Genomic DNA, 24,286 nt, shown 5'->3' with positions numbered 1-24,286 from the left:
GCCGTGGCTTCAGCGGGTGGCCCGGGTGAGGTGTTCCCGGAGATAACGGCCGGTGCTGCTGCCCGCGGTGCCGGCGATCTCGCCGGGCGGGCCGGCCGCGACGATCTCACCCCCGGCGGCGCCCCCGCCGGGGCCCATGTCGATGACGTGGTCGGCGTTGGCGATCATGTCGAGGTCGTGTTCGATGACGACGACGGTCGCGCCGTTGCCGGTCAGGCGCTCCAGGACCGCGAGCAGGGTCCGCACGTCCAGCGGGTGCAGGCCGACACTGGGCTCGTCGAAGACGAAGAGGGCGCCGGACTGGTCGCGGTGGAGTTCGGAGGCGAGCTTGAGCCGTTGCGCTTCGCCACCCGAAAGGGCGGGGGTGGCTTCGCCGAGCGTCAGGTAGCCGAGGCCGAGGTCGGCGAGTGCCTGCAGGCGGGTGCGGACGCGGCGGAGGTCGCCGATCCGGTCCACGGCTTGCGCGACGGTCAGCGCGAGCACTTCGGGCAGGGTGAGGGCGTCGCCGGTGGCGCCGTCCGGTGGGGTGCGCCGGACCGCGCCGGCTTCCGGCGCGTACCGGGAGCCGTCGCACTCGGGGCAGACGATGTCGACGTCGGGGAGGAACTGGACGTCGAGGGAGACCTGTCCGGTGCCTTCGCAGCGCGGGCACTTGAGGGAGCCGGTGTTGTACGAGAAGTCGCCGGCCGTCAGGCCGAGTTCGCGCGCCTCGGGGGTCTGGGCGTAGGCGCGGCGAAGGTCGTCGAGGACACCGCTGTAGGTCGCCACGGTCGAGCGCACGTTGACGCCGATCGGGGTGGCGTCGACGACGTTCACGTGGGTGAGGCCGGCCGCGTCCAGCGCGCGGACGTGGGACGGCAGCGCGTTCCCGGTCGTGTGCGCCACGAGGGCCGGGACCAGGCTGTCGAGCACGAGCGTGGTCTTGCCCGACCCGGACACCCCGGTGACGGCGGTGAGCCGCCCGGCCGGCAGTTCGAGGGCGAGGGCGTGCACGGTGTGGCGGGGGCCGGTCGAGAGCCGCACGGTCCCGAGGGCGAAGACCTGGTCGTGGGCGGCCCGGTCCCGGATCACGACCGGTTCCCGGCCGTCGAGGAAGCCGCCCAGGAGCGAGGCCGGGTCCTTGCCGATCGCCGCGACGTCGCCGGTGGTGACGACCCGGCCGCCGTCGGCTCCCGAGCCGGGGCCGATTTCGATCACCCAGTCCGCTTCGCGCACGACCTGGATGTCGTGGTCGACGACCACGACGGAGTTGCCGTCGGCCAGCAGGTCCCGGACGACGCCGAGCAGTCCGACCACGTTCGACGGGTGCAACCCGACGGACGGCTCGTCCAGGACGTACAGCACGCCGGTGGTGCGGTTGCGGACGGCGCGCGCGAGCTGGATGCGCTGCCGCTCGCCGGTGGACAGGGTCGAGCTCGCCCGGTCGAGACCGAGGTAGCCGAGGCCCAGTTCGACCAGGCGCCGGGCGTTCTCCAGGAGCTCGGCGACGATGTTGTCCGCCATCTGCGTCATGGCCGCGGGCAAGGTGGGGACGACGCCCGGGGCCCAGGCGAGGACCTCGTCCAAGGTCATCGCCGTGGCTTCGGCGAGGTTGATGCCGTCGACCAGGGTGGCGCGGACTTCCTCGCTGAGCCGGGTGCCGTCACAGGTGGGGCACACCTGGACGCTGAGGAACTTGTTTATGCGGCCCAGGCCCCGTTCGCTGGTGGCGTTGTCCAGCGCTTCCAGCACGGCTTGCCGGGCGTTGCGGTAGGTGAAGTTCAGCTCGAACAGCTTCCCGTTCTTCGACGGCACGCTGATGTGCCGCTTCTCCTCCGGGCCGTGCAGCACGATGTCCCGCTCGCGGTCGGTGAGTTCGGCGTACGGCACGTCCGTGCGGACGCCGAACTCGGCGACCACCTGTGGCATCACGGTCAACCCGAACATCGACCACGGGGCCACGGCGCCGTCGCTGATCGACCGGGCCGGGTCGGGGACCAAAGTGGCCTCATCGACCTCCCGCACCACGCCCGTGCCGGTGCAGTGCGGGCACGCTCCGTCGGAGTTGAACGCCATCGACTCCGCGCCCGGCGGGGAGAACTCCACCCCGCATTCGGGGCACGTCAGAGTCAGGCCGAGCGCCACGTCGATGGTCGGAGCCTGGTGGTGCCCGTTCGGGCACCGGTGCGAGCCCAGCCGGGAGAACATCAGGCGCAGCACGTTCAGCAGTTCCGTCGAAGTGCCGAACGTCGACCTGACCCCGGGAACGCCGGGCCGCTGCCGCAGGGCCAGCGCGGCCGGGACGTGCTCGACACTGTCCACGGTCGCCCGGGCGGTCTGGGACAGCCGCCGTCGGGTGTAGGTCGAGAGTGCTTCCACGTACCGCCGCGACCCCTCCGCGTACAGGACCCCGAGCGCGAGCGACGACTTCCCCGAGCCCGACACACCCACGATGGCGACCATCTGCCGCAATGGCACCGATACGTCGACGTCCTTGAGGTTGTGCACCCGTGCGCCGCGCACTTCGATGGCCATCGGATCGGTGCGTGGCCTGGCACCGGGGTTCAGGACGTCGCCGGGCATCGGCTCTCCTCGGGCAAAAGTAAGTTCTGCGGAATTAGCTTCCATGGAATGCGTATGGTCGCAGCGTAACACAGCCGCGCGTCCCCGGACCTTCGCCGAAGACGCGGGGGCCGGGTTCAGGAGCGCCCGGCGCGGCGCAGTGTGGTGAGGGTCTGGCGGAACTGATCGAGGGATCGTTCGGGGAGCACGTCGCCCAGCCGGACCTGCAGTTCGTCTTCGAAGACCACGGTGGCTTTGCCCAGCAGGCGCCGCCCTTTCGCGGTCAGCTCGATGACCGAGGATCGCCGGTCGGTGGGGTTCGGGCGGCGCCGGCACAGGCCGGCCGCCTCGAGCCGGTCGACGACCTTGCTGGTGCCGCCGACCGTGATGGAGAACTCCGCCGCGATGTCCTGCACGCGCGCCTCCGGAAGCCGGGCGAGCAGCCGCATGACTTCGAACCAGGTGAGCTGGAGGTCGCATTCGGACCGCAGCCGCGCGTCGATCGCGTCCCACAGCTCGATCTGGACCTTGACCAGCTCGTGGAACACCAGCTTCAAGTCGACCATGCTTCGCTTCCGCCGAAGTATCTTCCGTGGAGTCGTGATGGTAGTTCGGCCGGGCGCCGGCGTCAGCCGCGGGCGTCGTGGCTCTCGCGGGCCGCGAGCACGTTCCCCCCGTGCCGGCCGGCCGCCCGGCCGTGCCGTTGCTCCGAGCCCGGGTTGCCGTCGGGGTGCTGGTTGATCCAGGCCAGGCCGCCGAGGTCGAGGCGGTGCCGGGCCCGCGTGACAGCCACGTAGGCGAGCCGGGCTTCGCCGGGCTCGATCTTGCCCGGGATCGGCTCGCCGTTGAGGTCGGTGTTCTCCGGGTCGACGGGCTCCGGGAAGTCGTCGGCGATGCGGACGCTCGACCATTCACGGCCTTTCGCGGCGTGGGCGGTCGAGACCACGACGTCGGCGTGGGTTTCGGCGGCCAGCCGGGAGAGGGTGTGCAGCACGACGTCCGCGCCGTGTTCGTCGATGACCTCCACGAACGACAGCAGGTCGCGACCGTCCGGGTCCCATTCCGCGTAGTCCTGGACTTCGCCCCAGGTGGCGAACAGCAGCAGCTCGGGGTGGACGGTCCGGCGGCCGGCCTGCAGGTCGCGCGCGGCCTCGGCCAGACCCTGGAGAACGGCGGCGCGGCCGGCGAGCGCGACCCGGCGGCCCTTGCCGAGCAGGGTGAGGATCTCGGCCATCGCGCGGCCGTTGGTGCGGCACAGGATGGCGTCCGGCTGCTCGACGGTGCCCACCCTGCTGGCCACCACGGGAGAACCGGTGAGGCGGATCGGCGCACCGGCGATGGCCAGCCACCGGTTCGCCTCGGCGGCCACGCCGTCCCCGAACCGGAACGAGTGCGACAACGCCAGCCGGCGGCCCGTGAAGCCGGTCATGACGTCGCGCGCGCCGCGCCAGCCGTAGATGGCCTGCGCGGAGTCGCCGACCATGACCAGCTGGGCGTGCTCGCCCTGGGCGAGGAAGACCTGCTCGACGACCGGGTTGGTGTCCTGGGCCTCGTCGAGCAGGAAGAAGTCGCCGTGGAGCCGCGGCCGGGTCAGGGCCCACATCTTCAGGTAGTGGTCGTGCTTGAACGGCACCCGCCCGCGCTCGGGGTTCTGCAGGTCCGCCCACATCCGCTGGGCGTAGGGCAGCACGAGCTCCGTGAGCTGGTCGTGCAGGTGCTCCTCGCCGATGCCCTTGAGCCAGGGCACGTGCTGCCGGGCGAGGGTCTCGTCAGCGGAGTAGCAGTAGAGGATCACCGTGCGCTGGGCGGCGTAGCACAGCGCGGCGCGGGTCAGCTTCCGCTCGCCGATCGTCGCTTCCATGGTGATACCCAGCGACTGCGCCAGTTTCGCGGTGGCCATCCGCGGGTGGTTGAGCCGCTCGTGGTAGCGGTGCCCGATCGCTTTGAACGCGAGGCTGTGCGCGGTCGAGCACGCCACGTTGGGGCCGAACAGGCGGCGGGCCTCGGTCGCGATGGCCTTGTTGAACGCCAGGTACCGGCCGCGGCGGCGGGTGCTCGCGCCCAGCATCGTCAGGGTGGTCGTCTTCCCGGTGCCCGCGCCGGCCTGCAGCACCAGGTGCCGGCCGGCGCGGAAGGCGTCGACCGCGGCCCGTTGTTCGGACGTCGGCGGGCGCGCGGGCATCGGGTCTCCTCCCGGGGGAAGCGGCAGGCGGCTGATCGAACGATTACACGCCGATCCAGCGGGTTCGTACCGCCATTCCGGCCGTACGTGTGTTCGCGCTGCTTCCCACGGTGGATACCCGGCCCCGGTCGCCCAGTTGCGCCGGGACGAAAAAACCGCCCTGCCCGGACCCCGAGGATCCCGGTGGGCGGTGGTCGTTCACCGCACTTGTTCGGGAATCGTGTCCATGGTGTTCAGTAGCTGCACGGCGAGGGTCCGGCAGGCGGTGTCCGACAATTTCGTGTTCTCTTTCAGGACGTCTCGCACCAGTTTGACACGGAGGTCGTACCGGGAGGCAAAGGCGGTTTCCGTGGTCATGCTGTTTCCTTCTCAAATTGGTCATTCCCGCCGACGCAAACGCATCCGCGGTTGAACCCACCCGCCACGGTCGCCGTGCAGAAACGGCGTGCGATCGGATCATGGGTGTGCTGCGCGTGCCGGCAGGCCGCGCACGCCGCCGCGGCCGTGCCGCCGGTCTCTGTGCCGGCGCCGCTCGGTGTCAGGACGGCGGAAGCCGACGCCCGCTCCGGTGTCATCGGCGGGTGCGGCGTCCGGACGGGTCGTGTGCCCAGGTGCCCGCCGCACCGGGGCCCTGGCGCCGGCCGGGTGCCGTCCCGCCGTCGGCCGGCGGTTCCGGGGTGTACACCGGCTGGCGGAACAGGCTCCCGTACCGGTCGTCCTGGACGGCGGTGAGCGCGCCGGGCCGGGGTTGCTCGGCGACGGGGTGGCTGAACAGCGAACTGTCGAGGGTGGGAGTACTGATCGGGGGTCCTTTCGTGGGTGCCGCCGGTGGGCGGCGCGGTTCAGGAGGGCAGCGGTGCGCCGCTGGTGGCCTTCACGTGCTCGGCGGCGCTCAGCAGCTGCGCGCTGTCGTGGGTGTCGTCCGGGTCCGCGGCGGTCGTGAGGGCCCGCTGGGCGGCGTCGGGACCGGTTTCCGGGGGCACGACCAGCAGGGTCGTCCGGTGCCGGTTCCAGCCGATCACCGTCAAGCTGCCGGCGGCCTGCGACCGGAAACCCTCGAGCCGGACGCCGCTGCCGTCGAAGGTGACGCGGCGGGGCGGGTCCGGCCAGTCGCCGAGGTGGTAGGTGACCCGGTCGATGCGGCCCAGCCGGGCGGCCACCGCCGCGAGCAGCGCGGGCAGTTCGGCGGCCAGCCCGTCAGAGCGGGGCCACCACCCGCCGTCGACGTGTCCGGTGGCGGGGGCCGCCGGTTTCAGCCGTAGCCGGGGCTCGGTGACCGATTGAGTGGCAAGGGTGGTGTTCGGGCCCGACGGCATGTCGGTGCTCCCGTCTCCGGCTGTGGACGATCGGCCGGACTGGGGCCGAGGACGGCGCAGGTTCGATCACTTGCGCACGAAATGCTCTCGGTCGACACCCAGCGTACACGGCCGGTGTTCACCTCCCGCGCAACGGCCTGCCGCGGTCGCCTACTCCACGAGGTGCGGGTATTCCGCCACGCGGTGCTGGAACGCCAGGACGGCGGGGTTCCGGACGACGCCGTCGCGGATCTCGATGGCCCGGCGGACGGTTTCGTCACCGTCCCACGCGGACGGTCCGCCGAGTACCGTCTCCAGGAACGGGAGCAGGGCCTCGCTGATCTCCCACGTGGCCGAGTTCCACAGGTAGGAGGGGCTGTGGTCGACGGCGTAGTACGTGACGCCGTCACCGACCACGAACGCCGGGTCGGCGAACGTGGTCGGCCGAGCCCAGCTGAAGCCCATGCCTTCGTCGCAGGAGACGTCGACGATGAGGCTCCCGGGCGCGAACGCGGCGAGGTCCTCCTCCAGCAGGAACGTCAACGGCGCGGCGGTGTCCTGCAGGACGCAGTTGACGACGACGTCGTGCTCGGCGAGGAACCCCGCCAGGGGCACCCGGCCGCGGTCGGTCAGTACGTGGCTGCGGCGGGGGTCGCCGGGGTTGTTCACGTCGTGCTCGAACTGCACCATCGTCGCGGAGTGGATCGGCGAGCCGACCGCCGGGACGTCGCGGCCGGTGAGCACGTCCACGTCGTGCACGCCGTGCGCGTTGAGCGCGGTCACCGCGCCCCGCGCCGTCGCCCCGAAGCCGATCACCGCCGCCCGCAGCCGCCGGCCGTAGTCGCCGGTCGAGCCGATCACCTGCAGGGCGTGCAGCACCGAGGAGTAGCCGGCCAGTTCGTTGTTCTTGTGGAAGACGTGCAGGCCGAACGAGCCGTCGCGGTGCCAGTGGTTCATCGCTTCGAAGGCGATCAGGGTCAACCGGCTGTCGATGGCCGTCTGCGTGAGCTCGCGGTCCTGGACGCAGTGCGGCCAGCCCCACAGCACCTGACCCGGCCGCAGGTCCGCGACGTCCCGCGGAAGCGGCTTGGCCAGCAGGATGATGTCGCACTCGGCGATGAGCTGTTCCCGTGTGCGCAGCCCGGCGACGGCGCCGGCCAGCTGTGCGTCCGGGACGCCGAAGTCTTCGCCGTAGCCGTGTTCGAGGTGGATGCGGGCTCGCAGGCCGGCGTCGATTCGTTCGACGTGGCGTGGATGGATCGGCAGCCGGCGTTCGCCCGCTTTCCGCGAATGCGCGATGACGCCGAGGGTGAGCTGGTGCACGGGGGCCCCTTTGCTAGACCCCAGTCTAAACACACGGTGAACACGCGGCTCCGCCCACGGGGTTCGGCCGTCCGCCACTCGGCGGCGTGGAGACATCCGGGGCACGCTGGAACCGGTCACGTCCTGGCCGGGACGGGTACCGGCGACGGAAAGGCGGACGCTCATGACAGCCGATCGACCGGTGGGCCGCGAATCCCCCGACGAGGTGCTGTCCGCGGTGCCCTACGGGCTCCGGGTCGCGGCCGCCGTCGGCTGGCGCGCGCTGATCATCGCGGGCGCCCTGACGGTCGCGGGCTTCGTGGCCGTCAAGCTGGCCTCGGTGCTGGTCCCGGTCGCGGTGGCGCTGCTGCTGGCGGGCCTGTTCTCCCCGGCCGTTTCCTGGCTGGCGGCCAGGAAGGTCCCCCGCGGACTGGCGGCCGCCATCGTGCTGATCGTCGGAATCGTGCTGGCCGGCGGCGTGGTGACGTTCGTGGTCATCAGCGTCACCGTCGGCATGCCCGGGCTGATCGACCAGGTCACCGCGAGCCTGACCGACCTGCACGCCTGGCTGCGCACCGGGCCGCTGCACCTGAGCCAGCGCCAGCTCGACGACATGCTCGGCAACCTGACCGCCATGCTCGGCCGGAACAAGTCCGCGATCGCCTCGGGCGCCCTCACCACGGCGGTGACCGTGGGCGAACTGCTCGCCGAGTCCCTGCTCGTCGTGTTCTGCCTGATCTTCTTCCTCGCCCAGGGCCGCGTGATCTGGGTGTTCGTGCTGCGGGTCGTGCCGGCACCCCTGCGCGACCGCGTCGACGTGGCCGGGCGCAGCGGGTTCACCACCCTGGCGCACTACATCCGCGGCACGGCCGCCGTCGCGTTCGTCGACGCGGCCGGCATCGGCCTCGGGCTGGTGATCATCGGGGTCCCGCTGGCGGCGCCGTTGAGCGCGCTGGTCTTCCTCGGCGCGTTCGTCCCGGTCATCGGCTCGGTGATCGCGGGCGCGATCGCCGTCCTCGTGGCCCTGGTGGCCAACGGCGTGTGGGCGGCCGTCATCGTGCTCGCCGTCGTCGTCGGCGTCATGCAGGTCGAAAGCCACGTCCTGCAGCCTCTGCTGCTCGGGCGCGCCGTCCGGCTGCATCCACTGGCCGTGGTCCTCGCCCTCGCGATCGGACTGGTCGTGGCCGGCATCGTCGGTGCTCTGCTGGCCGTGCCCCTGCTCGCCGTCTTCAGCTCGGGCGTGCGGAGCCTGACCACCTCGCCGGAGGCCGTGAGAAAGGTTCCTTCGGCCCTCGGGACGGGGACGAGTGACCCTGGGCAGACCGTCACCTGAGTGGACACGATGGGAGGCATGCAGATCCAGATCAGCACGGACCGGACCGTGCCCGGCGGTGAAGAGCTGATCCGGCACTTCGAGGGGGAGCTGGCCGCCAAGTTGTCGCGCTTCAGCGACCACATCACGCGGCTGGAAGTCCACTTCAGCGAAGAGTCCGCCGCCGAGGGCGGACAGGATCGCCGCTGCGTGCTCGAGGCCCGGCCGGCCGGACGGCGGACGGTGGCCGTCAGCCACCACGCGGGTTCGGTCGCCGAGGCGTGCCGGGGTGCCGTGCACAAACTGGAGAACGTGCTCGAAAGCGTGTACGGGCGGATGGACCACCACAAGGGCGGGGACTCCATCCGGCACCAGGCCGGGCGCGCCGGATCATGAACGTCCACAGTGGACAAGATGTCGCGGGCGAGCCGGTAGTGCCGCCCGTCGTCCTCGACTTCCCGCGCCCGCGCCGGTTGCCGGTCCACCGGTACCAGGATCTGGCGATCACCGTGGAGGGGTTCGGTGGGGCGCTGGTCGTCGCCGTGGACGGTGACGTCGACCTCTGCACGGCGCCGATGCTCCACGACGTCCTGGAAGCGAGCCTGAGCCGGACGCCGCGCCGGATCGTCGTGGACCTGTCCCTCGTCCGGTTCCTGAACGCCGCCGGGCTGGCGGTGCTGCTCGACGCCCACTGCCGGGCCACACCGGGCACCGATGTGCGGCTGGTCGCCACGACGCGCGCGACCCGGCGGCCGCTGCAGCTCACCCGCGCGGATGAACGCCTGGTCGTCCACACCTCGCTGGCGGCGGCCATCGCGGCGCCGCGATGGTCGGCGGCGGACACCGGCTGACCGCCGGGAGCTCTCCGGAGTGCACGATTCCGGCCAGGTCGGGCGTGCCACGCGGTCAGCCGCCCGCCGCCGGAGGTGAACCCGGTTCCGGGGCGTCGCGGAGGTAGGGGCTCAGCTGCTCGGCCAGCGATCTGCGGGTCGCGGCGGCCACCGGCCCGGGACGCCCCCGGCCGGTGTGGCGCCCGGCAGCGGTGTCGGCGACGAACCGGGCGACCGCGTCCGGGGCCGGCACGAGGTTGTCACCGCCTTGGTAGGCGAGGACCACCGGGGCTTCGGCGGGCTCGGTCTCCACCGCGAGCCACCAGCCGCGCCGTTCGCTCCACACCAGCATGACGTCGTGGTCGGGCCGGTCGAGCCATCGCCGGGGCAGTCCGAGGTAGGCGGTGGCCGTGTCGCTGATCTCGACCGTGGTGCTCTCGTCCGGGACGCCGACCGCGGCCGCGACCGCGCGCACGTAGTCGACGAGGCTGCGCTCGAGGGTTCGGGCTTCGAGCTCGGGATGCTCCATGCCCGCCACGCTAGGGGGCCGCCGACCGGCGTGCCGGGCGGGCCGGTCGGTGCCGTGAAGGGACCCACCGCCTCCTGCGGGCGTTTAGGCCGCCGCCGGCTGGCTACCCGATGGTCGATCGCCCCGGACCTTGGCGAACTCTCACGTCACGGAAAGAGCGATCGAATTGACTCACACGCTGGATCGTCCGCCGGCCCGGCCACCGAAGGCCGTAGAGCCGATGCTCGCGGGGGAGAAGTCCCGCACCGAAACATTCCTGGTCAAGCTGTTCGCGGTGGTGCCGTTGCTGGCGCTGGCCTCGGCGGTGCCGTTCGCGTGGGGCTGGGGCCTCGGATGGACCGACGTCGCCCTGACCGTCGGGTTCTACTTCCTGACCGGGCTCGGGGTGACGATCGGGTTCCACCGCTACTTCACCCACGGGGCGTTCAAAGCCCATCGCGGCCTGCGGATCGCCCTCGCGGTCGCGGGCAGCATGGCGATGCAGGGCCCGGTGATCGGCTGGGTCGCCGACCACCGGCGTCACCACGCCTACGCCGACCGCGACGGTGACCCGCACTCGCCCTGGCGCTACGGCACCTCCGCCGCCGCGCTCGCCAAGGGCTTCTGGCACGCCCACATGGGCTGGCTGTTCGACCGGGAGAAGACCAACGCGCGACGGTTCGCGCCCGACCTGCTCGCCGACCGCGACATCGTCCGGATCGACCGCTGGTTCCCCGCGCTCACCGTGCTCACCCTGCTCGCCCCGGCGCTGATCGGCGGGTTGGTGACGCTGTCCTGGTGGGGTGCGCTGACCGCGTTCTTCTGGGCGAGCCTGGTGCGGGTGGCGGTGCTGCACCACGTCACCTGGTCGGTGAACTCCCTGTGCCACATGATCGGCGAACGGCCCTACGCCGCCCGCGACAAGTCGGCGAACTTCTGGCCGCTGGCCATCGCCTCGATGGGCGAGTCCTGGCACAACTCCCACCACGCCGACCCCACCTGCGCCCGCCACGGCGTCCGCCGCGGCCAGCTCGACATGTCCGCCCGGCTGATCCGGCTGTTCGAGAAGCTCGGCTGGGCCACCGACGTCCGCTGGCCCCGGCCCGAACACCTGGCCCGCAAGCTCAACCCCGGCTACGCCCCCGCGCCCCGCGGGTTCGGCAAGCCGGTGCGCTGATCGCTCACCGGCACACCACCGCCCTGCCGGCCACCGCGAACCCGGCCAACACGGCAAGACCCGCCGCCACGGCGCCGGCAAGTTTCTTGAGCTTCGTCCACGGCGCCTGCGAGTAGGGTGGGAGCCCGCAGCCGCGACAGCGGTGCTGATCCGGATCTGGTGGTGTCCGAGTTGGTGTGGCGATCATGAACGCCGACTCGGAAGGAACCGGATGTTGAGACGTGTCGCCCGCAGGTCGTGGGCTCGCGGTGGCTGAAGTCGAGGTGCTGCGCGCGAGTGTGCTGGCCGCGCTCGGCGAGGGCGCCGGCGCCGGGAGCGGGGTCGACGTCGTCGGGCGGGTGTGCCGGTCGTGCGTGCGCCTGCTGCCGGTGGACGGTGCGGCGGTGTCGATCATGGTCGACGCCGGGCACCGCGAAGTCGTCTACGCCAGTGACCCGGTGAGCTTGGCGCTGGCGGAGCTGCAGTTTTCCCTCGGTGAAGGGCCGTGTTTCGAGGCCTACGTCACCGGTGGGCCGGTGCTGGTGCCGGATCTGGCGGCGGAACCGCCGCCGCTGTGGCCGGTGTTCGCGGCCGAGGCCGCGGCGCATCCGGTGGCGGCGTTGTTCACGTTCCCGGTGCAGATCGGCGCGGTCCGGGTGGCGACCCTCGACACCTATCGGTCGACGCCGTGCTCGCTGAGCCCCGGCGAGCTGTCGATGGCCTTGCAGGTGGCCGACATCGCGGCGCTCGCGCTGTCGGGGCTGCGGGACGGAGGCGGTCGCTGGCTGGACGGGGACGGGCGGTGGATGGAGGGCGCGGGGATGCGGTACCGGGAGGTGCACCAGGCCACCGGGATGCTGATCGCGCACCTGGACCTGCCTCCGTCCGCCGCCTTGGCCCGGTTGCGGGCGTATGCGTTCGGGCACGGCCGTTCCTTGCTCGAGGTCGCGGCCGACGTCGTGGCCGGGCGGTTGCGGTTGGACGAGGCATTCGGTGGGGATTCACCATGAAGGCAGCAGATGGACGAGGAGATGGTGGGCATGGCCGATCGTGAACGACAGGTGACCCGGGCGTTCGTGGCGCTGGCGGACACGTTGGTCGACGACTACGACGTCGCTGATCTGCTGCACACGCTGGTGCAGCAGTGCGTGGAGCTGCTCGACGTCGCCGCGGCGGGGTTGACGCTGGTCGACGAGCGGGGTGGCCTGCAGGTGCTGGCGTCCTCGACCGAGCAGGCGCGGCTGCTGGAGTTGTTCCAGCTCGACGTCGACGAAGGTCCGTGCGTCGAATGTTTCACCACCAGCTCGCCGGTGCTGGTGGCCGACATCGCGGCGGCGGCGGGGCGGTGGCCGCGGTTCGCGGCGGAAGCGGCCAGGGACGGGTTCGCGTCGGTGCACGCGGTGCCGTTGCGTCTGCGCAAGCAGACGATCGGGGCGTTGAACCTGTTCGGGCTGAACTCGGGTGAGCTGTCGGCGGACGACGTGGCGCTGGCGCAGGGGCTGGCCGACACGGCGACGATCGGCATCCTGCACGAGCGGGCTTTCCGGCAGGGGGAGATCCTGTCGGAGCAGCTGCAGACGGCGTTGAACAGCCGGGTGATCATCGAGCAGGCCAAGGGCGTGCTCGCCACCAGCGGACGGCTGAGCATGGACGCGGCCTTCCGGGCCTTGCGCGGTTACGCCCGGCGGAACAATCTTCGGCTGAGCGACGTCGCCCGCGCGCTGGCCGACCGCGCGCTCGCGCCGGCGGTCGTGCTGGCCCCCTCGGAGTCGACCCACGCTCACTGACCGGGGTCCGGTGCGGGCACCGGTGAAAGGTGCCGAACGGTCCACCCCGCGGTGACCAACGGCCCTCGTGGCCCGGACGCGGTGGCGTGATGCTGGAGGCGGCCGACCGGCCCGCGACTTCCAGGAGTGCCCATGCGGTTTCGTGATCGCCGGGAAGCCGGCGAGCGTCTCGCCCTGCGGTTGCGTCCGCTGCGCGGCGACCGGGCCGTGGTCCTCGGCCTGTCCGAGGGCGGGCTGGTGGTGGCCGGCGAGATCGCCGACGTCCTCGGCGCGCCACTGGACATCCTGCTCACCGGCCGGATCGAGGCCGCGGGGCCGCCGCCGACGACGCTCGGCGCCGTCGGCGAGGGCGGCCTGGTCGTCTGGGACCACGACGCCATCCGCCGGTTCGACATCGACCCGGCGGAGCTCGCCCAGCTCCTCGCCGACGCGCGGGCCGGACTGGCCCGGCAGGTCGCCGTCTACCGGCACACCGTGGCGCCGGCGGCGATCGCCGGCCGCACGGTCGTCCTCGCCGACGACGGCGCCGCCACCGGCACGACCGCGCACACGGCGATCCGCGTCCTGCGGGCCCGTCAGGTCCGCCGGATCGTGCTGGCGGTCCCGGTCGCGCAGACCGACGTCGCCGACCGGCTCGGCCGCGAGGTGGACCAGTTCGTCTGCCTGCGCCCGGTGGCCTGGCTGCACGCCGTCGGCAACAGCTACCGGAAGTTCTCCGCGGTGGCCGACACCGAGGCGCTCGAACTGCTGCACCGCGAACCCCGCCTGCCGACCGAAGCCCGCCGATGACGTCCACAGTGGACTGACGAGTCAGCTCGGGAGGCGCACGGCGATCTCGTCGCCCAGCGCCGCGCCGCCCGCCAGCTCGAGGTCGTCGCCGCTCCAGAACCGGCCGGGGTCGTACCAGTTCGGCCGGCGGCCCCGGGGCAGCAGGCCCATGGCTTCGTAGGTCAGTGCGACGATCTCGGCGCAGTACCCGCTCTCGAGGTCGGCTTCCCGGGCCTCCCGCTTGCGGCGGGGCAGCCGGCCGCCGAGCCAGCGCGACGCGAGGCGCGCGGTCGACGGGAACGGCGTGCCGTCCAGCCGCGCGATCGTGCGCAGGACGGCGTCCTCCGCCTCCCCGGTGACCGGGTGGTCGAGCTGGCGCAGCCAGACCTGCTGGTGGTACTTCTCGGCCCACACGAGCACCGCCCGGCGCAGGTCGTGCAGCTGGGCGCCCCGCTGGTGGGTCCCGGACCAGACGTCCGGCAGGGCCCGCCCCAGCTCCGCGTGCCACATCAGCGGCGGCAGGTCCTCGATCACCACGGCCATGCCGACGTGGTTGACCGGGCTGTTCGTCACGACGCGGATCGTGCGGTCGGCCGCGGACCGGCCCCGGAACAACCACAGGTCACCCGTGCGCGTCACGGACACGGCTTCGTCGAGATCCAGCTGGTTCCCCGGCACGGCAGTAGCCTAGGCCGATGCGCTGGTGGAAGACAGTGGGACTGGCCGGGCTCGTCGGGGTCGCCGCGACCGGGGTGGTGATCGCGCGCGAGGAGCGCCGGCGGCGGGCCTACACCCCGGACGAGATCCGCGAACGGCTGCACGCCCGCCTGGATGCCTCGGCACCGGCGGCCGGCGACCGGACCGGCGGCTGACCGGACGTCACTCCGGGGAGCCGTTCCCGGACGGCAGACCGGGGCGGAACGGGATACCCAGGGCCGCGAAGACGCCGAGCATCTTCGCGTTCCCCGCGTCCGTGTCGGCGACGAACATCCGCACCCCTTCGTGTTCGGCCGAGACGACGAGCTGTTCGAGCAGCAGGGCCGCCACGCCGAGCGTCGGGCCGTGGCCGTCGACCACCAGGGCGATCGCCGCTTCGGCCGGGTCGGCGAGGATGTCGTAGCGGGCGACGCCGACCAGCCGGGAGTGCAGGAAGCACCCCACCGCGGTGTGCCCGACGCCGGTGCTGCGGGACAGCTGCGTCGCGAGCTCGGCCAGCCCGGCCACGCCGAGACCGAAGAACCGCAGGTGCCGATCCCGCCCGGAGACGCGAGCCCGCAGCGCGAGGACCGCGGCGGCGTCGCGCGCTTCCAGCGTGCGCACCCAGGCGACTTCGCCGTCCGGGAGCAGGGCTCGTACCGGTGGGGTGGCGGTGGACATGGTGTCTCCTCACGGGACCGGTGACCGGACCGGGTCCACAGTGTTCTGTCCTTTTCGCACAGAACACTGTGGAGTCGCCGGGCCGCCGGTCAGTGCTCTTCGGGCCGGGTTCCGTTCACGGCCGCCTTCGGCGGCACGACCGGGGCCGTGGCGGCCGGTTCCGGCCGGGTCGCGGCGGCGCTCTCGCGGGCCAGGAACGAGCCCAGCTCGCCGATGGTGCTCATCAGCGGGGCGGGGAACACGACGGTGGTGTTCTTGTCCACGCCGATCTCCACCAGGCTCTGCAGGTTGCGCAGCTGCAGCGCGAGCGGGTGCGCCATCATCGTGTCCGACGCGTCGCCCAGTGCGGCGGCGGCGAGGGATTCGCCTTCGGCGCTGATGATCTTGGCGCGCTTCTCGCGTTCCGCTTCGGCCTGCCGGGCCATCGCCCGTTTCATCGTGTCGGGCAGCTGGATGTCCTTCAGTTCCACCAAAGTCACTTCCACGCCCCAGTCGAGCGTGGTGACGTCCAGGATCCGGCGGATGTCGACGTTGATGCTGTCGGTCTCGGACAGCGTCTCGTCCAGCGTGTGCTGCCCGACGACCTTCCGCAGCGTCGTCTGGGCGATCTGGTCGATCGCGGCGTAGACGTTTTCGATCGCGACGACCGACTTCACCGCGTCCCGCACCCGGAAGTACGCCACCGCGGACACGTCGACGCTCACGTTGTCGCGGGTGATGATGCCCTGGGACTGGATCGGCATCGTGATGATCCGCAACGGCACCCGGCGCAGGACGTCGACGACCGGGATGATCAGCCGCAACCCCGGCTCGCGCACGCCGATCACCCGGCCGAGGCGGAACAGGACACCCTGTTCGTACTGCTTGACGATCCGCACCGCGGAAGCCAGGAGAAGCAGCAGCGCGGCGGCGATGACGACGATCACGAGAACGTTCATGGTGCTCCAGACTTCGCGGCTTGCGCCCGGAGGAGGCTCAGCCGGAGAGCTTCACCTGGTTGTCGACCGCGGTCACGCCGGGGGCGAACCACGCGGTCTGCTCGGCCGAACGGCGTTCGGCCGGGGTGAGGACCTGGCCGGTCAAGGTGACCTGTCCGTCGTCGATGCCGACCTCGACGTGCTGCGCGAATCCCGGCGCGTGCCGGGCCAGCGCCGCGATGATCCGCGTCTTGGCCTCGGCGGCCGTGACTCCCGGCGACGGCCGCAGGGTGATCAGGTTCCGCACCCCGCTGACGCCGGGGAGCGCGGCCACCGCCCGGCGGGCGGCTTCGCGCTGGTGGTGCCAGTCCACCGAGCCGCGCAGGGTGACCACCCGGTCGCGCACATCGACGTGCACCGAGTCCTTCGGCACGACGACCGTGTGGCGGTCGAACACGATCATGGCTTCCCGGGCGAGGTCCGCGTCCTCCGGAACGTCGTGGCCGTGCCGGACGACGATCCGGTCCACGCTCGTGGTCACCCCGTGCACCCGGGTGGCGGCGTGCAGGGCCTCTTCCTTCTCGGGGTAGGTGCCGACGTGTCCGGCCAGCGTCGCGACCCCGCCGGCGACGGTCACCCCGATTCCTTCGGCGTTGACACTGGGGGTCCAGGCGAGCTCGTCGGTGACGGCGGTCTTGAGGTGGTGGTCGGGCCGGTGCTGGATCTGTGTCATCCCTCCACCGTGGTCCGCGCGCCCCGCGCGGCCTAGTGCCGCCGGACCTTTCTTCCTGGGTCGTTCGGCGCGGCGGGCGTAGCCTGAGGCCGTGGACGAAAACGCGCCCGTCATCACGGTCTTCCTGGTCGACGACCACGAACTCGTGCGGCGCGGGGTCGCCGAACTCGTCGACGACGAACCCGATCTGACCGTCGTCGGGCAGGCTTCCTCGGTCGCCGAGGCCATGGCCAGGGTCCCCGCGCTGCGCCCGGACGTGGCGGTGCTCGACGTGCGGCTGCCCGACGGGAACGGTGTGGAGCTGTGCCGCGATCTCCGCGGGGCGCTGCCCGGCCTGCGGTGCCTGATGCTGACCTCCTTCACCGACGAGGATTCGATGGTCGAAGCGGTCCTGGCCGGCGCCGAGGGGTACGTCATCAAGGACGTGAAGGGCTTGCAGCTGGTCGACGCCATCCGCCGGGTGGGGTCCGGCGAGACCCTGCTGGACGCCCGCGCGGTCGCCGCGCTCGTGGCCGAGCTGCGGGCGAAGACCGGGAAACCGGGCCCGCTGGCGGGGCTGAGCGAGCAGGAGCTCGTCCTGCTCGACCTGCTCGGGGAAAGCCTGACCAACCGGCAGATCGCCGAGCGGATGTTCCTAGCGGAGAAGACGGTCAAGAACTACGTGTCCCGCTTGCTGGCGAAGCTCGGCCTGGAACGGCGGTCCCAGGCGGCGGTGCTGGTCACCGGGATCCACGACGCCGAGCGCCGTCCGGGCGGCTAGCGGCGAACGGGTGCTCGTCGCTGATCACGACGTCCTCGAGCGGTGTCCGCGCCGACGACGGCACCGCGGTGCCGTGGCCGAGGCGCAGCATGATCTGGGGCCAGAGCCCGCCGCCGAGCAGCTGCCGCAGTTCACGCCGGGTCGCCGGCAGCGCCATCGCCTGTGAGGAGAGTGCCGCCGAGATCCCGGCGGCGGCGGCCGTCAGCAGCACCCGCTGCATGGCCTGGCCGGCCTGGAGCCGGCCGAGGGCGGTGTCGTGCAGCGAGCCGATGACCACGACCAGCCGGTCGGGTTCGACCTCGAGGTCACTCCCGCCACCGGGTCCCGGTGTCGCCGGCGGGACTTCCGTGTGGCGCATGATCTCCCGCAGCTGCGGCACCTGGTCGGCGGTGATGGTGGCCAGCCAGGCGCGTTCCACTTCGGCCGCCCGCCGGAGCTGCCGCTGCACCGCGTCGGGGACGACGGCGGCGGTGAACGGGCGCCGGTTGCTCTGCCGGCCGGCGATGGCCGCCACGAGTTCCCCGTCGTGCGGGGCGATCGTCTCGTAGCCGTGCGGCTGCACGACGGCGAGCAGCTCGGGCCGTCCCGCCGTGGGGAACAGCCGGACGTCGGCGTGGCTGCCCTGGGCCTTGATCGCCAGCCGGAGGTTCAGCAGGGCCGCGCCGCAGTCCAGCATCCGTTCCCGCTGCTCGCTGTCGGTGCCGGTGGTGAGCGGATCCGCGTACAGCTCGACGGAATCCGGGGTGCACTGGAACCGCCACGGCCGGGCGGACCGCAGCGGCGGGGGAGCCGTGGCCGCGAGGAGGACAGCGTGCACCTGGCTTGCGCTGAGGTGGCCGACGGGCATGACACCGGTCTTCATGAACGGCTCCGAACTCGTGGATTACTGGATGCGCTTTCACCGTCCGCCCGGGCAGCGGGCTCCGCCCAGTGCCGAACGGCCTCCGCCTCCGGGCGAAGGTCGTCGGTTGCGAACCCGGTCCGGCCGGATCCCGCCCGGCGCCGGACCGTTGTGCCACAGTGGTGACATGCCCGAGGAAACGACGTCGGGCCGGGACCGGATGGACGCGCTGCCCGCGGCCGTCCTCGCCTTTTCCGCCGGTCTGGAGCTCGAGACGACGCTGCACCGGATCGTCACCGCTGCGGCCGGCCTGGTCGGCGCCCGGTACGGCGCGCTGGCCCTGCTCGACGAGGACGGCCGGACGACCGCGTTCGCCGTGACCGGCGTCGACGACACCACCCGGGAGCGGATCGGCCCGCCGCCGGACGGCCACGGGCTGCTCGGCACGCTGGTGACCGGCCGGGGTCCGGTGCGCCTGGCCGGCCTGGAGACCGGTGAGTTCCCGCCGGAGCACCCGCCGATGCGGACGTTCCTCGGCGTCCCGCTGCTGGTGCGGGGCGAGGTCCTCGGACGGCTGTACCTCAGCGGCGATCGGCCGTTCACCGCCGACGACGAACGGGCGACCGTGGCCCTGGCGGCGGCGGCCGGGATCGCGGTCGACAACGCGCGGCTCTACGAGGAGAGCCGGAGCAGGCAACGGTGGCTGGAAGCGACCGGGGAGATCTCCGCCGAGCTCTTGGGCGGCACGGACGTCCACGAGGTGCTGCACCTGATCGCGACCCGGGCCGCCGAGCTCACCGGCGCCGACGACGCGCTCATCGCGTTGCCGGAGTCGCCCGGTGGGGCCCTGGTCGTCACGGTGTGTGCCGGCCCCGACGCCCAGGTGCTGGCCGGCCGCCGGATCCCGCTCGCCGGGTCGACCTCGGGCGCGGTCCTGCGCGACCACGTGCCGCGCAACGTGCCGAAGCTGGCGTACGACCTGGCCGACGGCCTCGGTGTGGCCCTCGGACCGGCGCTGGTGGTGCGGCTGCGGTCCGGCTCGCGCTCGGGCGCGGCGGTGCTCCTGGCGATCCGCGGCCGCGGGGCGGCGCGGTTCGGCGAGCACGAGCTGCAGCTCGTGTCCGCCTTCGCCGACCAGGCCGCGCTGGCGCTGCGGGACGCCGAAAGCCAGGCCGCCCGCCGGGAGCTGGACGTCGTGGTGGACCGCGACCGGATCGCCCGCGACCTGCACGACCACGTCATCCAGCGGCTGTTCGCGGTGGGCCTGGGGATCGCGGGCACCCGCCGCCGGTCCGATTCGCCCGCGGTCACCGGCCGGCTCACCCAGCACATCGATCAGCTCCAGGACGTCATCGAGGAGATCCGCAGCGCGATCTTCGCCCTGCACGCGCAGCCGGGAGCCGGGCGGGGCCTGCGGGTGCGCCTGCAGAACGCGATCACCGACGCGTGCGCCGACTCCGCGATCCGCACGACGGTGCGGCTGTCGGGAGCGTTCGACCGGGTGCCCACCGGACTGGCCGAGCACGCCGAGGCGGTCGTCCGCGAAGCGGTCAGCAACGTCCTGCGGCACGCGAGGGCGGCCGAGCTGGCGGTCACCGTGTCCCTGGACGGCGACCTGGTCATCGAGGTCTCGGACACGGGGATCGGGATGCCGCAAGCCGTGGCGCGCAGCGGGCTCCGCAACCTCGAGCAGCGAGCCGCGGAGACGGGCGGATCGCTGCGGCTCGAACGCCCGGACGGCGGTGGTACCCGTCTGGTGTGGACGGTCCCGGTGCCCTGAGACACCGGCCCCCGGTACTCGACCGCTGTGCGAGACGGGGAACCGGGTGATGCCGTTCACCGGGGCCGCGTTCGCTGCGAGGTTGTCTCCTTTCGGAAGTCCGGCCGCCCGCGGATCTCAGCCACACCGAGCTGATCGGCGCGGACCTGCGAGGCGCGAAACCGACGGGCGCCGACCTGTACAAGGTGAACTTCACCGGCGCCGACCTCACGGCCGCGGACCTGACCGGTGCCTGGCTGCTCCGCAGCGACCTGACCGAAGCGGTGTTGAGCCGAGCGGTGCTCGACCGCGCCGATCTGACCAAGACGTACTTCTTCCGTACCGATCTCCGGGGCGCGAAACTGCGTGACGCCCGCCTGGACCGAGTCGGGTTCGACGCCGACCAGGTCAGCGTCGTCACCGAACCGGATGGCCTGACCGATGCGATCGACGCGCTGCGCCCGGCCGGGGCCATGGTCCGGCCGGGTGAGCGCGCTGCACCTCGACCCGGCGGCACTGCGCATCCCCGCCGGTGAACTCGCCACCTCGGGCACGGAGGCGACCGACGCGGCGCTGGACGCCATGTGAGCCGCGATGACGGCGACGCCATCCAGCGCGTTTCGGAGCAGTACCGTCGGAACGGCCGCGTCACCTCAGCGAAGCCGCGGTCAAGACCCGGTACCAAACGAGGAAGCGGAGGATGGTCCGGTGGGCGACGAGCGCGGCGTGGGCGCCGCGCGTCGCATCCAACGACTCGGCTCCCGTCTAATGGTGGGCGGGATCGACGGCGCGAGCGGCCAGCAGGCCGCCGAACCCCGGGACGAGCGCGGACAGCCAGACCCGCTTACGGCCGTCGGCCAGGAGTACCGCCGCGATGATCGTGGCGGTGTAGGCCAAGCCGTGTACCGGGCCGAGGATGGCGGAGATCGTGCGGTGGTGGACGGTGACCAGGTTGAGCAGCAGGCACGCCAGAGTGGTGAGTTCGACGGCGCCGAGGATGTGCAAGGCGCGTTGCGGGGTCATCGCCCGGCTCCGGTCGTCGAGCCGGGGCGGACGATCATCAGGACGACCACCACCGCCCACAGCAGGTTGAAGAGCCCGGTGGACATCGCCAGGCGGCGATCCGGGGTGCCGGTGCCGAGAACTCGTTGCTGCCCCGGCAGAATCACCCCGACCAGCAGGACGGCGGCGACCGCGGTCAGCACCATCGAGATGATCAGCCAGGCGTCGCCGAGCACGCCGAGGGCGGCGGCGGTGGCGATGCCGAAGACCGGGACGAAAATGCCGATGACCGCGTAGACGCGGGTGATCCGGTTCAGCACGCCGGGAACGGCGTTCTTGCGGGGGTCGTCCGGTACCAGGTGGGCGGCGCGAGCCGCGGCCGGGAACATGCTCGCGGCGACCGCGACCGGCCCGATGGCGAGGATCGCCGCGAGAACGTGAACGGACAGCAGGAACGCCTTCACGCGTCCGTCCGTTCGCCTGGGCCGGAGCCGTCGAAGAGCGCGAACCGGGCTCGCGGGTGGGGCATCGGTGATCCTTTCGCCGGTGGTGATCACCCGCCATGCTCTTCACCTCCGCCGTCCGCCACCACTGGCCATCCGGTCAAGGAACTCCTGGATTTCGCCACCGGCGCCGTGCGGTGCGATCGCGGCCGAGCGGGCCACGGTCGAGGTGGCTCAGCCGGGCGGCGCGGGCCGCAGGCCGTCCATCAGGAGGTTCAGCAGGCGGCCGGCCTTGGCTTCGTGCCCGGGCCGGGGGGCGACCGTGAAGATGCCGATGAGGGCGGCGGCGACGTCTTCGGCGGTGACGTCGGCGCGGAGGTCGCCCGCCGCCCGCCCGGCGTCCAGGATCGTGGTGATGGCCGCCAGCAGTTCGGTCCGGGTCTGCGCGTGGGCGATCTCGCCCGACTCGATCATCGCGAGCAGGGTGTCGAGCATGCCGTTCTTGGTCGCGATCCAGTCGCCGAACAAGTCCATCCAGCGCCGCATCGCCGCGGCGGGGGCCAGCCGGCCGAGCAGCTCGCGGGCTCCGGTCGTCAGCCGTCCGACCTGGTCCCGGTAGACCGCGTCGACCAGCGACTCGCGGGTCGGGAAGTGCCGGTAGAGCGTGGCGATGCCGACCCCGGCCTCACGGGCGATCGCCCTCATCGACGGCTCGCCGTCGGCCGAGACGAACACGCGGGTCGCCACCGCGAGCAGCTGGTCGCGGTTGCGGGCCGCGTCCGCCCGTGGGGCGCGCCTCTCTGGCTCGATCAAAACGGAACACGCTCCGGTTGTGTTAGGGTCAGCGGGTAAGCGGAGCATAGTCCGTTTCGATGCGCCCAGGAGCCGAGCGTCATGCCGGAACAGCACACCCCACCGTCGACGGGTCGGAGCAGGGCGGTCCGGCTCGAGTCGTTCGGCGGCCCGGAAGTCTTGGAAGTCCGGGAGATTCCCGTTCCCCAGGCCGGCCCGGGCCAGGTCCGGGTGCGGGTCACCGCGGCCGGCCTGAACCCGATGGACTGGATCATGACCGCCGACGCGGACACCGCCGCCCGGTTCGGCTTGAGCCTCCCGGCCGGGTTCGGGACCGACTACGCGGGCGTGGTCGACCAGGCCGGTGCCGGGGTGACCGGCTTCGCGCCCGGCGACCGGGTGTTCGGCGGTGCGCTGTCCCGCGCGGTCGCCGGCTTCGTGGTGGTCGACGCGACCGGGGAGACCGCGGCGAACGAGGTCCACCACACGCCCGGCGGCGTCGACGACCGCACGGCCGCCACTCTCACGATCGCGGGCCGCACGGCGTCCGCCGCCCTCGTCGCGGTCGGCCCGGGCCCGGACGACACGGTGCTGATCGGCGGGTCGGCGGGCGGGGTCGGGGTGTTCGCCGTCCAGCTCGCCCGGATCGCCGGAGCGCGCGTGATCGGGACCGGGGCGGCGACCTCGGCCGGCTACCTGCGCGAGCTGGGAGCCGAGCCGGTCGCCTACGGCGAGGGCCTGGCCGGGCGGGTCCGGGCCCTCGCTCCTGGCGGCGTCACCGCCGCCATCGACCTCCACGGGGTGGAGACGGTGCGCGTCGCGCGGGAACTCGGCGTCCCGGACGGCCGCATCCGCACCATCGCCGCGCAGGTCGACGGCGTGGCGGGGGCCAACGGGGCGAACGCCGCTCCCGGTGCCCTGGAGGAGATCGCCCGCCTGGTCGCGGTGGGCCGGCTGCGGGTGCCGATCGCGGCGAGCTTCCCGATCGAGCGGATCCGCCGCGCGGCCGAGCTGCAGGCCGGGAGGCACGTGCAGGGCAAGGTCGTCATCGACCTGTAGCCCGGGTGCGCCCCCGCCGGACCTTCAGCGGGCCGCGAGCACCCGGCGCACCTCGTCCGCGCCCCGCACCACGGGGGACTGCAGCGAACCGACCTCGCTGATCTCGATCTCTACCACGTCCCCCGGCCGCAGCCCCTGATCGAGCCCGGGCACGACGGACGTGCCCGTGGAGAGCACGGCGCCGTCGGGGAAGTCATTGTCCCGCCACAGGTACTCGACGAGTCCGGCCGGTTCGCGGTTCAGCTGGGCGGTACTGGCTTCGCCCGCGAATACCTCCTGACCGTCGCGCAGGATGCGCATGCGGAGGTCGAGCGACCGCGGGTCCGGCACCTCCCACGCCGGCCGCACCCGTGCCGACACCGCGCACGAACCGGTGTAGATCTTGGCCTGCGGGAGGTACAGCGGGTTCTCGCCTTCGATGCTGCGGGAGCTGACGTCGTCGACCACCACGTACCCGGCGATCTCGCCGCCACTCGTCAGCAGGAGGCCGAGTTCCGGCTCCGGCACGTCGTTGGCGGAATCGGCGCGGACCGCGATCGGCTCGCCGTCGGTGACCACCCGCCACGCGGCCGACTTGAAGAACAACTCCGGCCGCTCCGCGCGGTACACTCGCGCGTAGACGTCCTCATCGGCGCTCTCCTCGCGGCGGGCCTCCTCGGAGCGCAGGTAGGTCACCCCGGCGGCCCACACCTCCATCCGCCCGTCCAGCGGCGGCAGCAGGCGCGCCCCGCCCGCGGACACCGGCTCCCCGGCGGTGCCGGCCAGCTCCCGGATCTCGGCCACGGGGCGGCGCAGCAGGTCGCTCATCGATTCCACGGCGAGCGGCCGCAGCTCTTCATCGGTGAGCACGCCGACCCGGATGTTGCCGGTTCCGTCGGCGAATCGCACCAGGTGACTCATCCCGGACCCCCACTCCGTAGGT

Annotated in this window: 29 protein-coding genes; 12 read left to right on the top strand and 17 right to left on the bottom strand. The window is 72.4% G+C overall.

Annotated elements, in window-relative coordinates; genetic code table 11:
* Positions 1 to 9: 9 nt before the first annotated feature.
* From QRY02_RS17190 to QRY02_RS17165, 7 genes are all read right to left on the bottom strand, one after another.
* Positions 10 to 2,562, bottom strand: a complete 2,553-nt coding sequence (locus QRY02_RS17190) for an excinuclease ABC subunit UvrA (protein WP_285992537.1) — start codon at positions 2,560 to 2,562, stop codon at positions 10 to 12.
* Between the two features lie 116 nt (positions 2,563 to 2,678).
* A complete protein-coding gene (locus tag QRY02_RS17185) occupies positions 2,679 to 3,107 on the bottom strand; it encodes a MarR family winged helix-turn-helix transcriptional regulator (RefSeq protein WP_285992536.1) in 429 nt (142 codons plus the stop codon).
* A gap of 62 nt (positions 3,108 to 3,169) precedes the next feature.
* Positions 3,170 to 4,723: a UvrD-helicase domain-containing protein gene (locus QRY02_RS17180; protein ID WP_285992535.1), complete on the bottom strand. Its 1,554-nt coding sequence runs from the start codon at positions 4,721 to 4,723 to the stop codon at positions 3,170 to 3,172.
* 198 nt (positions 4,724 to 4,921) lie between these two features.
* Entirely contained in the window at positions 4,922 to 5,080 is a 159-nt protein-coding gene (locus tag QRY02_RS17175) for a DUF6307 family protein (protein WP_285992534.1), read from the bottom strand.
* On the bottom strand, positions 5,077 to 5,298 hold the full coding sequence (locus QRY02_RS48590; RefSeq protein WP_353069203.1) for an RGCVC family protein: 222 nt from the start codon (positions 5,296 to 5,298) through the stop codon (positions 5,077 to 5,079). The genes QRY02_RS17175 and QRY02_RS48590 overlap by 4 nt, the downstream gene beginning before the upstream one ends.
* Before the next feature lie 267 nt (positions 5,299 to 5,565).
* Positions 5,566 to 6,039 (bottom strand): DUF5994 family protein, encoded by a 474-nt coding sequence (locus tag QRY02_RS17170; protein WP_285992533.1) that lies wholly within the window; start codon positions 6,037 to 6,039, stop codon positions 5,566 to 5,568.
* 150 nt (positions 6,040 to 6,189) lie between these two features.
* Positions 6,190 to 7,341 (bottom strand): N(5)-(carboxyethyl)ornithine synthase, encoded by a 1,152-nt coding sequence (locus tag QRY02_RS17165; RefSeq protein ID WP_285992532.1) that lies wholly within the window; start codon positions 7,339 to 7,341, stop codon positions 6,190 to 6,192.
* 163 nt (positions 7,342 to 7,504) lie between these two features.
* Here QRY02_RS17165 and QRY02_RS17160 point away from each other — a divergent pair, with 163 nt between their 5' ends.
* From QRY02_RS17160 to QRY02_RS17150, 3 genes are read left to right on the top strand one after another with little or no spacing between them, the layout of a single operon-like run.
* Entirely contained in the window at positions 7,505 to 8,653 is a 1,149-nt protein-coding gene (locus tag QRY02_RS17160) for an AI-2E family transporter (RefSeq protein WP_285992531.1), read from the top strand.
* A gap of 18 nt (positions 8,654 to 8,671) precedes the next feature.
* The gene (locus QRY02_RS17155) at positions 8,672 to 9,028 is read left to right on the top strand and encodes an HPF/RaiA family ribosome-associated protein (protein WP_285992530.1); all 357 of its coding nucleotides are present in this window, start codon (positions 8,672 to 8,674) and stop codon (positions 9,026 to 9,028) included.
* A gap of 38 nt (positions 9,029 to 9,066) precedes the next feature.
* Positions 9,067 to 9,483 carry an STAS domain-containing protein gene (locus tag QRY02_RS17150; protein ID WP_285992529.1) on the top strand — a complete coding sequence of 139 codons (417 nt, stop codon included), beginning with the start codon at positions 9,067 to 9,069 and terminating at the stop codon, positions 9,481 to 9,483.
* Between the two features lie 55 nt (positions 9,484 to 9,538).
* On the opposite strand, the gene QRY02_RS17145 is transcribed toward QRY02_RS17150, so the two are convergent.
* Positions 9,539 to 9,991 (bottom strand): DUF6292 family protein, encoded by a 453-nt coding sequence (locus QRY02_RS17145; RefSeq protein ID WP_285992528.1) that lies wholly within the window; start codon positions 9,989 to 9,991, stop codon positions 9,539 to 9,541.
* A 220-nt stretch (positions 9,992 to 10,211) separates the two neighbouring features.
* On the opposite strand from QRY02_RS17145, the gene QRY02_RS17140 reads away from it, so the two are divergent.
* From QRY02_RS17140 to QRY02_RS17125, 4 genes are all read left to right on the top strand, one after another.
* On the top strand, positions 10,212 to 11,147 hold the full coding sequence (locus QRY02_RS17140; protein WP_285992527.1) for an acyl-CoA desaturase: 936 nt from the start codon (positions 10,212 to 10,214) through the stop codon (positions 11,145 to 11,147).
* A 248-nt stretch (positions 11,148 to 11,395) separates the two neighbouring features.
* Positions 11,396 to 12,136 carry a GAF domain-containing protein gene (locus QRY02_RS17135; protein ID WP_285992526.1) on the top strand — a complete coding sequence of 247 codons (741 nt, stop codon included), beginning with the start codon at positions 11,396 to 11,398 and terminating at the stop codon, positions 12,134 to 12,136.
* Positions 12,137 to 12,166: 30 nt separating this feature from the next.
* The gene (locus QRY02_RS17130) at positions 12,167 to 12,913 is read left to right on the top strand and encodes a GAF and ANTAR domain-containing protein (RefSeq protein WP_502874254.1); all 747 of its coding nucleotides are present in this window, start codon (positions 12,167 to 12,169) and stop codon (positions 12,911 to 12,913) included.
* A gap of 132 nt (positions 12,914 to 13,045) precedes the next feature.
* Positions 13,046 to 13,702, top strand: a complete 657-nt coding sequence (locus tag QRY02_RS17125) for a phosphoribosyltransferase (protein WP_285992524.1) — start codon at positions 13,046 to 13,048, stop codon at positions 13,700 to 13,702.
* 21 nt (positions 13,703 to 13,723) lie between these two features.
* On the opposite strand, the gene QRY02_RS17120 is transcribed toward QRY02_RS17125, so the two are convergent.
* Positions 13,724 to 14,359 carry a hypothetical protein gene (locus QRY02_RS17120; RefSeq protein ID WP_285992523.1) on the bottom strand — a complete coding sequence of 212 codons (636 nt, stop codon included), beginning with the start codon at positions 14,357 to 14,359 and terminating at the stop codon, positions 13,724 to 13,726.
* A 17-nt stretch (positions 14,360 to 14,376) separates the two neighbouring features.
* Between QRY02_RS17120 and QRY02_RS17115 the strand changes: the two genes are divergently transcribed.
* Positions 14,377 to 14,553, top strand: a complete 177-nt coding sequence (locus QRY02_RS17115; RefSeq protein WP_285992522.1) for a hypothetical protein — start codon at positions 14,377 to 14,379, stop codon at positions 14,551 to 14,553.
* Positions 14,554 to 14,560: 7 nt separating this feature from the next.
* Here QRY02_RS17115 and QRY02_RS17110 read toward each other — a convergent pair whose 3' ends face one another.
* The 3 genes from QRY02_RS17110 to QRY02_RS17100 all read right to left on the bottom strand — a co-directional run bounded on the left by QRY02_RS17110 (position 14,561) and on the right by QRY02_RS17100 (position 16,708).
* Positions 14,561 to 15,058, bottom strand: a complete 498-nt coding sequence (locus QRY02_RS17110; protein WP_285992521.1) for a GNAT family protein — start codon at positions 15,056 to 15,058, stop codon at positions 14,561 to 14,563.
* 89 nt (positions 15,059 to 15,147) lie between these two features.
* Positions 15,148 to 15,996 carry a slipin family protein gene (locus tag QRY02_RS17105; protein WP_285992520.1) on the bottom strand — a complete coding sequence of 283 codons (849 nt, stop codon included), beginning with the start codon at positions 15,994 to 15,996 and terminating at the stop codon, positions 15,148 to 15,150.
* 37 nt (positions 15,997 to 16,033) lie between these two features.
* Positions 16,034 to 16,708: a BON domain-containing protein gene (locus tag QRY02_RS17100; protein WP_285992519.1), complete on the bottom strand. Its 675-nt coding sequence runs from the start codon at positions 16,706 to 16,708 to the stop codon at positions 16,034 to 16,036.
* 91 nt (positions 16,709 to 16,799) lie between these two features.
* Here QRY02_RS17100 and QRY02_RS17095 point away from each other — a divergent pair, with 91 nt between their 5' ends.
* On the top strand, positions 16,800 to 17,468 hold the full coding sequence (locus QRY02_RS17095; RefSeq protein ID WP_285992518.1) for a response regulator: 669 nt from the start codon (positions 16,800 to 16,802) through the stop codon (positions 17,466 to 17,468).
* On the opposite strand, the gene QRY02_RS17090 is transcribed toward QRY02_RS17095, so the two are convergent.
* Entirely contained in the window at positions 17,428 to 18,330 is a 903-nt protein-coding gene (locus tag QRY02_RS17090; protein WP_285992517.1) for a hypothetical protein, read from the bottom strand. The genes QRY02_RS17095 and QRY02_RS17090 overlap by 41 nt on opposite strands.
* Before the next feature lie 166 nt (positions 18,331 to 18,496).
* On the opposite strand from QRY02_RS17090, the gene QRY02_RS17085 reads away from it, so the two are divergent.
* Both QRY02_RS17085 and QRY02_RS17080 read left to right on the top strand, forming a co-directional pair.
* Positions 18,497 to 20,089, top strand: a complete 1,593-nt coding sequence (locus tag QRY02_RS17085; RefSeq protein WP_285992516.1) for a GAF domain-containing sensor histidine kinase — start codon at positions 18,497 to 18,499, stop codon at positions 20,087 to 20,089.
* Between the two features lie 74 nt (positions 20,090 to 20,163).
* Positions 20,164 to 20,604 carry a pentapeptide repeat-containing protein gene (locus QRY02_RS17080; protein WP_285993854.1) on the top strand — a complete coding sequence of 147 codons (441 nt, stop codon included), beginning with the start codon at positions 20,164 to 20,166 and terminating at the stop codon, positions 20,602 to 20,604.
* Between the two features lie 229 nt (positions 20,605 to 20,833).
* Here QRY02_RS17080 and QRY02_RS17075 read toward each other — a convergent pair whose 3' ends face one another.
* The 3 genes from QRY02_RS17075 to QRY02_RS17065 all read right to left on the bottom strand — a co-directional run bounded on the left by QRY02_RS17075 (position 20,834) and on the right by QRY02_RS17065 (position 22,326).
* Entirely contained in the window at positions 20,834 to 21,091 is a 258-nt protein-coding gene (locus QRY02_RS17075; RefSeq protein WP_285992515.1) for a hypothetical protein, read from the bottom strand.
* Entirely contained in the window at positions 21,088 to 21,534 is a 447-nt protein-coding gene (locus QRY02_RS17070; protein ID WP_285992514.1) for a hypothetical protein, read from the bottom strand. The genes QRY02_RS17075 and QRY02_RS17070 overlap by 4 nt, the downstream gene beginning before the upstream one ends.
* Before the next feature lie 213 nt (positions 21,535 to 21,747).
* A complete protein-coding gene (locus QRY02_RS17065) occupies positions 21,748 to 22,326 on the bottom strand; it encodes a TetR/AcrR family transcriptional regulator (RefSeq protein WP_285992513.1) in 579 nt (192 codons plus the stop codon).
* 81 nt (positions 22,327 to 22,407) lie between these two features.
* Here QRY02_RS17065 and QRY02_RS17060 point away from each other — a divergent pair, with 81 nt between their 5' ends.
* Entirely contained in the window at positions 22,408 to 23,364 is a 957-nt protein-coding gene (locus tag QRY02_RS17060) for an NADP-dependent oxidoreductase (RefSeq protein WP_285992512.1), read from the top strand.
* 24 nt (positions 23,365 to 23,388) lie between these two features.
* Here QRY02_RS17060 and QRY02_RS17055 read toward each other — a convergent pair whose 3' ends face one another.
* A complete protein-coding gene (locus tag QRY02_RS17055; protein WP_285992511.1) occupies positions 23,389 to 24,264 on the bottom strand; it encodes a fumarylacetoacetate hydrolase family protein in 876 nt (291 codons plus the stop codon).
* Between the last annotated feature and the right edge of the window lie 22 nt (positions 24,265 to 24,286).

The organism is Amycolatopsis sp. DG1A-15b, from assembly GCF_030285645.1.
Lineage (GTDB): Bacteria > Actinomycetota > Actinomycetes > Mycobacteriales > Pseudonocardiaceae > Amycolatopsis.
This window is presented reverse-complemented; position numbering and strand designations above follow the sequence as displayed.

Bases quoted from the DNA above. Each gene is read 5' to 3' on its own strand.
- QRY02_RS17190 (WP_285992537.1), bottom strand. From the start codon at position 2,562: ATGCCCGGCGACGTCCTGAACCCCGGTGCCAGGCCACGCACCGATCCG.
- QRY02_RS17185 (WP_285992536.1), bottom strand. From the start codon at position 3,107: ATGGTCGACTTGAAGCTGGTGTTCCACGAGCTGGTCAAGGTCCAGATC.
- QRY02_RS17180 (WP_285992535.1), bottom strand. From the start codon at position 4,723: ATGCCCGCGCGCCCGCCGACGTCCGAACAACGGGCCGCGGTCGACGCC.
- QRY02_RS17175 (WP_285992534.1), bottom strand. From the start codon at position 5,080: ATGACCACGGAAACCGCCTTTGCCTCCCGGTACGACCTCCGTGTCAAA.
- QRY02_RS48590 (WP_353069203.1), bottom strand. From the start codon at position 5,298: ATGACACCGGAGCGGGCGTCGGCTTCCGCCGTCCTGACACCGAGCGGC.
- QRY02_RS17170 (WP_285992533.1), bottom strand. From the start codon at position 6,039: ATGCCGTCGGGCCCGAACACCACCCTTGCCACTCAATCGGTCACCGAG.
- QRY02_RS17160 (WP_285992531.1), top strand. From the start codon at position 7,505: ATGACAGCCGATCGACCGGTGGGCCGCGAATCCCCCGACGAGGTGCTG.
- QRY02_RS17155 (WP_285992530.1), top strand. From the start codon at position 8,672: ATGCAGATCCAGATCAGCACGGACCGGACCGTGCCCGGCGGTGAAGAG.
- QRY02_RS17145 (WP_285992528.1), bottom strand. From the start codon at position 9,991: ATGGAGCATCCCGAGCTCGAAGCCCGAACCCTCGAGCGCAGCCTCGTC.
- QRY02_RS17140 (WP_285992527.1), top strand. From the start codon at position 10,212: ATGCTCGCGGGGGAGAAGTCCCGCACCGAAACATTCCTGGTCAAGCTG.
- QRY02_RS17130 (WP_502874254.1), top strand. From the start codon at position 12,167: ATGGCCGATCGTGAACGACAGGTGACCCGGGCGTTCGTGGCGCTGGCG.
- QRY02_RS17125 (WP_285992524.1), top strand. From the start codon at position 13,046: ATGCGGTTTCGTGATCGCCGGGAAGCCGGCGAGCGTCTCGCCCTGCGG.
- QRY02_RS17115 (WP_285992522.1), top strand. From the start codon at position 14,377: ATGCGCTGGTGGAAGACAGTGGGACTGGCCGGGCTCGTCGGGGTCGCC.
- QRY02_RS17110 (WP_285992521.1), bottom strand. From the start codon at position 15,058: ATGTCCACCGCCACCCCACCGGTACGAGCCCTGCTCCCGGACGGCGAA.
- QRY02_RS17105 (WP_285992520.1), bottom strand. From the start codon at position 15,996: ATGAACGTTCTCGTGATCGTCGTCATCGCCGCCGCGCTGCTGCTTCTC.
- QRY02_RS17100 (WP_285992519.1), bottom strand. From the start codon at position 16,708: ATGACACAGATCCAGCACCGGCCCGACCACCACCTCAAGACCGCCGTC.
- QRY02_RS17090 (WP_285992517.1), bottom strand. From the start codon at position 18,330: ATGAAGACCGGTGTCATGCCCGTCGGCCACCTCAGCGCAAGCCAGGTG.
- QRY02_RS17085 (WP_285992516.1), top strand. From the start codon at position 18,497: ATGCCCGAGGAAACGACGTCGGGCCGGGACCGGATGGACGCGCTGCCC.
- QRY02_RS17075 (WP_285992515.1), bottom strand. From the start codon at position 21,091: ATGACCCCGCAACGCGCCTTGCACATCCTCGGCGCCGTCGAACTCACC.
- QRY02_RS17060 (WP_285992512.1), top strand. From the start codon at position 22,408: ATGCCGGAACAGCACACCCCACCGTCGACGGGTCGGAGCAGGGCGGTC.
- QRY02_RS17055 (WP_285992511.1), bottom strand. From the start codon at position 24,264: ATGAGTCACCTGGTGCGATTCGCCGACGGAACCGGCAACATCCGGGTC.